Genomic DNA, 1,467 nt, shown 5'->3' with positions numbered 1-1,467 from the left:
GGCGCGCTGCGCGTCCGCACCCGCCCGGGGCACGAGGGCGGCGCCGCGCTCGCCGCGCCGGTCCGCTTCACCGTCGGCCCGGGCCGCGTCGAACTGGGCGACTGGGAGGACGCGGGTCTCGCGGAGTACAGCGGAGGAGTCCGCTACCGCCGCCGGATCGATCTGCCGGAGCGGGAGGTCCCGCCCGCGACGCTCGACCTGGGCCGCGTACGCGGAACGGCCGAGGTCACCGTGAACGGCCGCCCGGTCGGCACGCGCGTCTGCGCCCCGTACCGCTTCGACCTGACGGACGCGATCCGGCCGGGCGGGAACCTGATCGAGATCGTGGTGTACGGCACGCTGGCGCCCTATCTGGACGCGGTGAGCCCGACCCACTTCGTCTTCCCGGGCCAACGTGCGTCCGGCCTCTTCGGCCCCGTCCGCCTCGGAACCCGCGATTCGCCTCGACCGAGGTAGGCATCGACCCCGCGAACCCGGGTCAGCCGGCGACTCGGCGACGGCGGGCGCGCTGGCGGCAGGTCGGACCGCAGTAGCGGGGCGGACGCCCGGTGGGCCGGACCCGCAGCCGAGCACCGCACTCCACGCAATGTCTCACGTCCCGGCCCGCGGTTTCGTGACGCTGAAGGGAGGAGGAGTCACGAAACGCGGCGGTTTCCGTGACGGCAGGAGTCCGCAGCCCGTCCAGCAGCAGCCGCACCAGCCGCGCGCCGCGCGCCCGGTCCCGATGCGCCGAACGCAGTGCGGCGCCACCGACGATCAGCGCGGCCAGGTCGTCGGCCCGCACGTCGGCGCGTACGGCACCGGCCTGTCTCGCGTCGCGCAGCAGCTCATCCAGCGCCTCGCCGTACCGCTTCCCCGCGGCGGCCAGGAGGGCGTGCGGCCAGCCCCGGTCGGCCGTGAGCACGTCGCAGATGTGCTTGCGACTCGCGGTCTTCTCGATCACTTCGAGCAGGAACCCGAACAGCGCGTCACCGGGCACGGCACGGGCGGCCCACCGGCCCGCGGTGGTCACCAGGCCCTCGACGTGTTCGGCGAGCACCGCCTCTAGCAGGATCTCCTTGGTCGGGAAGTGCCGGTAGACGGTGCCGGCCTCGACCCCGGCGCCCTGCGCGATCCGGCCGAGCGACACCTCCAGCCCCTCTTCGGCGAACACGCGCATCGCGGTGCGCAGCACGATCTCCCGATTGCGGCGGGCGTCGGCGCGCTCGGCACGCGCGGAGGCCGGTGCTGCCGTCATGTCACGTAATCCTTGTCCGTGGCGTTGAACCGGGGGCAATATTCCGGATCGTGCCAGTATCCCCCACCTCCGGAACGGACGCCATGACCCCTGTGACACCGCCCGACTCCGACCACCCGATCCTCGTCACCGGCGCCACCGGCAAGCAGGGCGGCGCCACCGTGCGCCGGCTGCTCGCCGGGGGGTGGCCGGTACGCGCCCTGGTGCGCGACACGGCCGCACCCGCCGCC

At 74.2% G+C, this 1,467-nt stretch carries 3 protein-coding genes; 2 read left to right on the top strand and 1 reads right to left on the bottom strand.

Annotation, left to right across the window (positions count from 1 at the left end):
• Window positions 1-456: glycosylhydrolase-like jelly roll fold domain-containing protein (locus ACFFNX_RS49870; protein ID WP_378213500.1), on the top strand; the 456-nt coding region annotated here is incomplete at its 5' end.
• Between the two features lie 22 nt (window positions 457-478).
• Here the strand turns inward: ACFFNX_RS49870 and ACFFNX_RS49865 are convergent.
• Window positions 479-1,237, bottom strand: coding sequence for a TetR/AcrR family transcriptional regulator (locus tag ACFFNX_RS49865; RefSeq protein WP_378213499.1), 759 nt, complete (start codon window positions 1,235-1,237; stop codon window positions 479-481).
• Window positions 1,238-1,320: 83 nt separating this feature from the next.
• Between ACFFNX_RS49865 and ACFFNX_RS49860 the strand changes: the two genes are divergently transcribed.
• On the top strand, window positions 1,321-1,467 hold a 147-nt coding region (locus tag ACFFNX_RS49860; protein WP_378213501.1), incomplete at its 3' end, for an NmrA family NAD(P)-binding protein.

The organism is Actinoallomurus acaciae (genome assembly GCF_042429965.1).
Lineage (GTDB): Bacteria > Actinomycetota > Actinomycetes > Streptosporangiales > Streptosporangiaceae > Actinoallomurus > Actinoallomurus acaciae.
This window is presented reverse-complemented; position numbering and strand designations above follow the sequence as displayed.